The sequence below is a fragment of the Schaedlerella sp. genome (assembly GCF_056796775.1).
Window position 1 is genome coordinate 1 of record NZ_JBQIKP010000077.1, and the last position, 3,735, is coordinate 3,735.

Here is a 3,735-nt window from a genome sequence, read left to right on the forward strand (position 1 = left end):
AGATTTCTCCTGATAAATGTTCCTCGATATAATTCAATGACTGGTCTATAGTTTCCCATGCGTGCATTGCGGCACCTCCTTTATTTGATGCTCAAATCATACCACACTGTTTTTTATCAGGCTTTTCACCCTATGCCCTTTTTCATCACAGCTCCCATATACAATATTGCATGATGTCAGATATCAGTCCTGTTCTGCTCAAAGTTCCCGCAAATCTATGCGGTTATTCTTTCGATACATCAGACATGTTATCCCCAGAAGCAGCACACACAGAACAGCCCGATATCCCCCGGAATATCCTTCCGGAACCAGACAGGCGCCCGCGCCGCCAAGGATTGCAAGGACAGCCCCGCCCATGCCGCCAAGTACGGCTGAAGCGCTCTGTTTGACCACGCTTACCTCATTCTCCCAATCCAGAACCGGGAAATGCAGATTAACGGTAATCCCGTATACACAGGCAAACAGCAGGATCACCGCCGGAATCACCATCATCCAGAAGCTATCCTGTAATCCCGGCTTTAATGCAAGGAGCAGGAAAACCTCCGACACAAGGTAAAAAGGCAGAATCAGGATCAGATTCATCAAAAGCTTTGCGTCCAGGACTGTCCGTGCCGGCAGCGGCAGGCTTTTGGCAAGCCACCACTCCTTCCCTTCCATGGAAACAGATGTGGCTGCAGTTGTCATCATACAAAAAGTGCCTGCCAGCAGAAACGGTGCGATTACTGCCAGATCAACCGGAACCGGCAGGAGCTCTTTCACCCTCGCCGGGCCTGTAAAAAGAAGCGCCCCCGATATGACACAGCCCATAAGCGGTCCGATGATCGTATTGGATACATAAATACTCGATGAGAAATACCGTCGGAATTCCTTCCTGCACAGGGAAACCAACGCCGAGTCTGCTTTCAAATCTCCCATCTGATAATCATGCCTTGCCGCCGTTGTATACAGATTCCGGCAGATGGACTGAAAACAGGCGGATACGGCCGCCGCCGCCGCGGCAAATACAGACAGAAATAAACCTGTATACATCAGGCACCGGCTGATTTCCCCATTTACAATCGCCGTCCCAAGCAGCACAGCCGGAGGATAGAATCTCTCAAGCATAGCCGAAATCATTCCGGACAGTTCCTCCATAATCTCCAGACTTTCCATCCCTTCCACTGACGTAAGACGCGAAGAACCATACATAATGGCAAAAACAAATACTATCGTAAGCGTTGACGCTACCAGGCTTTTATGCCGCATCCTGGAAGAAATTCCCGTAACCAGAGCCCCAATAAGGATCGCCCCTGTCATTGGCAGTAACGGCACTGACCATATCCCAAGAAACGCACACAGATAGAATGACACATCCGGCCTCATCTGCCATGCATACACTGCAATCCCCGGAAGCAGTACCAGGGCAGCCATCAGCAGATTTTCCGTATACATGCGCAAAAACCGTCCAAGCACTACTGCGCCTTTCCTTACAGGCAGGGATACTACCATATCATATCCCTGTCTCCGGAAAATGATGCTTCCCGCCTTTAAGATTCCAAATACAAAAATGAGCATGCTGGATATGGCGATGACATAAGCCGGAACATCTTCTCCTGCTCCAATCTCCACCAGTCCCCAGGAAAGGCCGCCCACATAAAATAGCAGCATAATAATCAGGAGTATCCAGAGGACAGAAAGCATTACGGCCCTCTTCTTTTTACGCTTATCTTTCGTGAACCGTAAAATATTTATGCCAAGGAGATTACATAGCTCCAGCCTGGCCATAATCCTAATCTGCGCCAGCATTATTTACCACCTCCATAAAAATGGACTCCAGCGTATTGCCCTGCTTTACAACCTCCTCCATGGTGCCTTCGGCAATCAGGCGTCCCTCCTTGATCATCGCTACCTTGTTACAAAGCTTCTCAGCCACCTCCAGCACGTGGGTGGAAAAGAATATGGCGCCCCCGCCGGCGCAAAGTTTCCTCATCCTCTCTTTCAGAATAACGGAAGCTTTCGGGTCAAGCCCCACAAAAGGCTCGTCCAAAACCAACAGCCTTGGTTCATGCAGCAGCGCAGATATAATAGCAAGCTTCTGTTTCATACCATGGGAATAAGAAGAAATCAGATTCCCAAAGGATTCCGTTATTTCAAATTCATCCCCGTACCTTTTGATCCGTTCCTTCCTCTCTTCTGCCGGAACCTTGAAAATATCGGCAATAAAGTTCAGATACTGGATGCCTGTCAGATACTCATACAGATCCGGATTATCCGGAATATATGCCGTCATCTGTTTGCACACAAGCGGGTCATCATGAAGGCTGATTCCTCCGATCCGAATCTCTCCCGCATCATATCCATGGATCCCGGCAATGCATTTCAGCGTTGTTGTCTTCCCGGCTCCATTATGCCCGATGAATGCGCAGATATCACCCGGCATCACATGAAGGCTCAGATCCGTGACGCCCTTGCTGCCGCCCTTATAGTGTTTCGTCAAATGATTGATAATAAGCATTGTTTTCCTCCTGTTTTACGAGAGCAGTCTCTGTAGCTGCTTCGCATCTGCCAATCTTCTATGTGTCAGTTTTTGCAAAATGCTGCAGTATTTTCTGGAAATCAGCATTCTCTTTCAGAGCCTCAAAAGCCGGGTGGCTGAATGCTTCCTGCAGATTCTGAAAAACGAATTTCCTGCTTCTTGGAGCCATTTCTCCCAATGGAAGGGCTTCAATCCATGCGTCTAAACGGTCAAAATATTCATCTCCGTGGAGTACAACCTTCTCTGCCCGTAAGAGCCCGTCAACACATTTCTCAAAAAGGAAGAGGGCCTTCAGCGCTTCTTCCTCCTCCCCGACCGCTGCATACATGACTGCCGCCTGATAATGGAACTGTGCAGCAAGATTGGGATGGAGCTTCTCCAGCAGGTAGGCTTCCATTACATTTCTGATCCTGCATACTGTCTTTTTGCACCGCTCTATGTCATCCTGATATAAAGCCAGGGATATCGCGGCATCACTGACCAGGTTCAGAATATCCAGCCATTCCCTTGCCTGGATATAACCTCTTGCCTTCTCATGTTCCCCCGCCATCTGATATGCCTGGACCAGTATGGCTCCGTCCTGCCCTGCAAGACGGGCGGGGTCAGAAGAAGGCTCCAGCATAGTTATCGTTTCAGCCGCTTTCCCAAGCCATAAGCTGATGCCAGCCTTCAAAACCAAAGCATCACTGCATATGCTTACATCGCTGCAGCTTTCCAGAATATGGTCGCACCATGAAGCCGCCTCCTCCAAAAGCTGTTTTTGTTCCTCTTCTGACTCTGCCAGCATGTAATGATTCAGGTACAATACAGTAAGCTGCAGCAAAAAGGCATGGCAGGAATAGTACCTGTGGGCCAGAGTGCGGGTCTTTTCAATGGCCTCATGAAAAGGAAGCCTGGCAAAATCCTTTACAAGCTCCGCATAGAAGTAGCGGATCTGCTCTTTGGAGAGCTTTGCTTTGTACCCGATCAGCTCGTCTATCGTTGTGCCAAAATAGGCAGAAAGTTCGAGCAGAAGCATAAGATCCGGTGTGCTTTGGGCATTTTCCCACTTGGATACTGCCGCCTTACTTACTCCGAGGAAGTCTGCAAGCTCCTCCTGGGTAATCCTCCGCTCGCGCCTTAGCCGGATAATATTGTCCGATAAATTTAGTCTGTCCATACTGTTATTGTTCTCCTTATCCTCTATTGTATTACCTCTTTTCTTCATTATAATAAAAAGG

At 48.6% G+C, this 3,735-nt stretch carries 3 protein-coding genes; all 3 read right to left on the reverse strand.

Going from position 1 to position 3,735, the window contains the following annotated elements:
* Positions 1-198 precede the first annotated feature (198 nt).
* On the reverse strand, positions 199-1,647 hold the full coding sequence (locus tag ACTOY7_RS20555; protein WP_482672764.1) for a hypothetical protein: 1,449 nt from the start codon (positions 1,645-1,647) through the stop codon (positions 199-201).
* 121 nt (positions 1,648-1,768) lie between these two features.
* On the reverse strand, positions 1,769-2,494 hold the full coding sequence (locus tag ACTOY7_RS20560; protein WP_482672765.1) for an ABC transporter ATP-binding protein: 726 nt from the start codon (positions 2,492-2,494) through the stop codon (positions 1,769-1,771).
* A 58-nt stretch (positions 2,495-2,552) separates the two neighbouring features.
* Complete coding sequence (locus tag ACTOY7_RS20565) at positions 2,553-3,674, reverse strand: helix-turn-helix domain-containing protein (RefSeq protein ID WP_482672766.1); 1,122 nt, start codon at positions 3,672-3,674, stop codon at positions 2,553-2,555.
* Positions 3,675-3,735: the final 61 nt, after the last annotated feature.